Below are 4328 nucleotides of genomic sequence, written 5' to 3'. Positions count from 1 at the left end.
CCGTATTGCTAATGTTGGATAAGTTTTTATTTAAAGAAAAACAAAAGTTTTGTAGATTTTTTATTCAAAAATTTATAAATATTATTATCTTCATCTTAATAATTTACCAAGTTTCCATGTTAGTTGTTGGTTATGTTATATTGGTTTTCGCCAAAAAAAATAAAAAAGAAAAATCCCTAAAATATTAAATTATGGACAATATTTTGTGCTATTTTAGTTTTTATTTCTACTTTGTTTTAAAACGACATTATATAATGGATGGAATAATTGCAATTATTTTAGTAGAAACTACTTTCTTTTTTAGTTGATAAAAAAATGAATAATATTAAAAGACTATCAATTAAGATAATCTTTTTTTGTCAATAAATTACCTATAATAACCAAAATAGAAAATAAATTTAGAATTGCTGAGCAACTTTTTTTTACAAAAAAGTTATAATGCTTAGTTTCTAATAAAATACACAGGTAAAAGAATTAAAGTTTTGGTTTTGGAAGAATCAAAATTATTTATTACCACCATTATAACATGATAAAAACAAGATAGTACGGATTGTATAATTAAAATTAATTATGAACATTTTCAGTATAATAATTTTGTTCTATATTTTGTATATTATAATAAGAATTTGGATGGTTTGTCAAACACTCTTTAATTTCTTCTAATATATATCCAGCTATTTTAAAATAAAATGATCTATACTCAGCATTCATTAATTCTTTCAAAGAAAAACCATTATTTTTCAAATATTGTGCTGGATATTTAGCATTTTTAAAATCTTTTGTATCATAACCTGCATATTTTAATTCTTGAAAAGGAATAAATGTTTCATTTTGCAATGGATTTGGTGTTTCATATTTGTATCCTAAATCATCAAGTGTATATCCCACTTCTTTAATTTATTGAAAAGTAAAACCTGTTTCTTTTAATTTAGGAGGCTTTATATATATTGGTGTTTATTTTATTTCTTGTATGCTAATGCTAATTTTGTCAAAATCTTTCAGATTATAATTATATAATTGCATTTCTTGCAAAGTAAACCAACTTTATCTTTTAAATCTCTTGCACTAAATTGTTTTTAAATAAAAAACTTTTCTGTTTGAGGATATAAATTTTTTATTTCTTCCAAAACTATAACCTGATTTATTTATTTTTTTTTTAAACTAAAAATTTCTATTAATTGAGGAAGTTGGTAACCAATTTCTTTAAAATCTTCTACATTAAAACCTTTCTTTACCAATTCTTTGTCTTCATAATCCCCTTTTTTTGTCTTAAAAATAACTTATAGTATATATTTGTTTTCCTTTCATTATTTTTAATATATTTAAGATCAAAAGCACCAAACAATGGTTTTAATTGTTCTAAAAATTTGTTTATAAGAAAGACCTTTTTCAATTAAATGTTTTAAAGTATATCCTACTTTTTTATTTTACTTTTATTTCTATTTCTTTATCTTTAAATTGTTTAATTTTTATATGTTTTTACAATTAAAAACCCACCTAAAAATAAAATAATATTTAAAAAGATAAAAATAATATATTATATATTTAGTTTCTTTTAATTTTATTATTTCTTTCTTCATCATAATCTTTTAATTGTTCTTTGCTAAAAAGACCACTTTTTAATAATTCATCTCTACTAAAATCTAAATTTTTTAATTGTTCTTTTTCTAAATATTTTTCTAAATCGCTAATTTTTTTTTCATCTAATAATAAATTTACTTTTGATCTGATTCTTGTTCTGTATCTCTTTTATTTTGTTGTGTAAATTTAAATATGGAAACTCCTAAAAAATAATCACTACAAATAAACGCAATATTAAAATATTAAAAGGAGTTATTTTGGATTTAATATCTTTTACTTTAAAAATTAATTTAAACTTCATATTTGCTCCTATTTTGTTTTTTATAAATATAATTATAATAAAAATAAAAAGATAATTTATAATCTTTATGATAATTATACCATTTTTTTATTACTATTAATATTTATATAAATAAATTTACTTAATAAAATTATAATTACTTAGTATTTTTCTTGCAAAAACAAGTAAAAATAAAAGTAAGGGATAAAATATTTTTTAAAAAAGAAAACAATTTTCAAAGGAAGCAAGGAATAAAATAATATGAATTAAAATGTAAAAAATATTAACTATTTTTATTTATTGCTGCTTTTTGAGTGTTTACAGTTTTCTTTTATATCAATATTTTAAAAAACCAAACAAAGTGCCATCCCAAATAAAAACAACACCAACCAAACCATCTGAACAAAAATCATCAAAAAATAAATCGTAATCTTCTAGTTTAGAGATAACAACTTTTTGGCAAGATCCAAAACCAGAAACAAAACAAAATACAAATACATTAAATATATTTGAAAGTAATCGCAAAGAGATTACGCAAATTCAATTTGATAGAATTGTTGAAGAAATATTAAATGATTTAAAAGCATGTCATGGGATAATTGTGTAGCTAAATATTAAACAAGAAATGAAAAAAACATATTTCCAAACATTGAAAGAGAGTATAGTTCATTTTTAACTTGGAGCAAAGAAAAAGTAACAGAAGATAACGAAAATTATAACCAACAAAATATATTACAAGCAATGCATTAAAAACCCATTAAAAAGAAATTGAAAAAGAACTAAAAGAAATATATTGGTTTAAATATTAAATCATTTGTAGTAATCAATAACTAACTGTTTCATTTATTTAGACAATTAAGATTAACACTGTTCTTTTTTATTATCTTGCCATTATATAACAATATCAATCATTTTCCAAAGGAATAGGAAAAAAGGATCAAACAGACAAGACATCTATTTTTCCAAGTAAGTAATAATAAATGGTTTTAAGGGATTATCAAAATAAAAAACTACTTCTTTAACTGATAAAACTTTTAAAACATCTTCTAAATATTTAGCATTAAAAGCAATTTGGAAACTATTTGCACTAACTTTTAAAGGAATAATTTTTTCCAAAGCAGTTCCCAAACTTTCACTAGAAGAAGAAATTTCAATTGAATTTTGTTTTAGTTAAAATAAATTCAATAACATTAGTATATTTTTGTTCTTTGGAAAAGAACAATGAAACTCTTTCTAAGGCTTTTTTCATTAAATCATCTTTATTTAAATGAATAGAAAAAGGAAAATTTGTAAGTTTAATTTCTTGAGATTTGGGGATAATTTCCTTCTAAAAGTGAAGTTTGAAACCATAAATTATCAATTTCTAAAAAGATTTTTTGAGTATCAGAATAAATTTTTAAATATTTACTTTGACAATGTTCTAATATTTTACTTAATTCTTCTAAACTTTTTATTAGGAATAACAATATTAAAATTGTGATATTCATTTCTTCATCTAGATTGATTTTTTTTGACTCATTCAGAAAAAGAATCAGTAGCACAAGCTTTTTAAAAAGGTTGTTTTGATAAATCAAGTTAAGTCCCATTAAAATAGGTCTTTTTCATTTTTAGAAGTAGAAATATTTATTTCTTTAATCATATTTTTAAAAAAAATGAGTTTCAATTTGAAAGAATCTAATTTTGGAAAGAAAAATCAAGTTCTAAAAAATCACAAACATCAAGTAATTTTAATTTATATTCACAAAAACTAGTTTTAATTACTAAAAATTATTTTCCCATTACAGTAATTTTTAATTAAAGAATCACTAATTTTTTTTTAATTATTTCAATAAAATATCTCCCTAAACAAGCAATTTTACCTTGTTTTTTAATTTTTAAACTTTCATCTTTAATTTCTATTTTAATTGCAATATTGCCATTATTAGCTTCTAAAATTAAGTTATTTTCTTGTGTTTGGATTTTGAGAGTATTAAAAATAGGGAAAAAAAAAGTTTTTGAAGGAATTAAAATTTTTTGTATTTTTAAAAGTTGTTCCAAAAAATATCTTTATTAATTTCTAAATACATTTATTAAACCTCATTTATCTTTTTGTTGTAGTAATTATTTTATATCTTTATTAATTATTTTATATCTTTATTAATTATTTTATATCTTTATTAATTATTTTATATCTTTATTAATTATTTTATATCTTTATTAATTATTTTATATCTTTATTAATTATTTTATATCTTTATTAATTATTTTATATCTTTATTAATTATTTTATATCTTTATTAATTATTTTATATCTTTATTAATTATTTTATATCTTTATTAATTATTTTATATCTTTATTAATTATTTTATATCTTTATTAATTATTTTATATCTTTATTAATTATTTTATTAATAATTTTATATAATGTCATTTAAACACGTTTAAAGTTATTTTAATTGATGTTTAACTTACTTTTAATATATTTAT

Annotated in this window: 6 protein-coding genes; 1 reads left to right on the top strand and 5 read right to left on the bottom strand. The window is 19.3% G+C overall.

Annotation, left to right across the window (positions count from 1 at the left end; translation table 11 throughout):
- A partial coding sequence (locus ACEW7V_RS00030; RefSeq protein ID WP_374695468.1) for a hypothetical protein occupies nt 1-188 on the top strand: 188 nt, incomplete at its 5' end.
- 376 nt (nt 189-564) lie between these two features.
- Here the strand turns inward: ACEW7V_RS00030 and ACEW7V_RS00025 are convergent.
- The 5 genes from ACEW7V_RS00025 to ACEW7V_RS00005 all read right to left on the bottom strand — a co-directional run bounded on the left by ACEW7V_RS00025 (nt 565) and on the right by ACEW7V_RS00005 (nt 3898).
- Nucleotides 565-888 carry a hypothetical protein gene (locus tag ACEW7V_RS00025; RefSeq protein ID WP_374695467.1) on the bottom strand — a complete coding sequence of 108 codons (324 nt, stop codon included), beginning with the start codon at nt 886-888 and terminating at the stop codon, nt 565-567.
- A 1309-nt stretch (nt 889-2197) separates the two neighbouring features.
- Entirely contained in the window at nt 2198-2386 is a 189-nt protein-coding gene (locus ACEW7V_RS00020) for a hypothetical protein (RefSeq protein ID WP_374695466.1), read from the bottom strand.
- A gap of 429 nt (nt 2387-2815) precedes the next feature.
- The gene (locus ACEW7V_RS00015) at nt 2816-2989 is read right to left on the bottom strand and encodes a hypothetical protein (protein WP_374695465.1); all 174 of its coding nucleotides are present in this window, start codon (nt 2987-2989) and stop codon (nt 2816-2818) included.
- Nucleotides 2990-3156: 167 nt separating this feature from the next.
- Complete coding sequence (locus tag ACEW7V_RS00010) at nt 3157-3327, bottom strand: hypothetical protein (RefSeq protein ID WP_374695464.1); 171 nt, start codon at nt 3325-3327, stop codon at nt 3157-3159.
- 328 nt (nt 3328-3655) lie between these two features.
- Nucleotides 3656-3898, bottom strand: coding sequence for a hypothetical protein (locus tag ACEW7V_RS00005; protein ID WP_374695463.1), 243 nt, complete (start codon nt 3896-3898; stop codon nt 3656-3658).
- Nucleotides 3899-4328: the final 430 nt, after the last annotated feature.

Source organism: Areca yellow leaf disease phytoplasma (genome assembly GCF_041920595.1).
The sequence above is the reverse complement of the archived record's forward strand: the minus strand, read 5'-3'. Positions and strand labels throughout refer to the sequence as shown.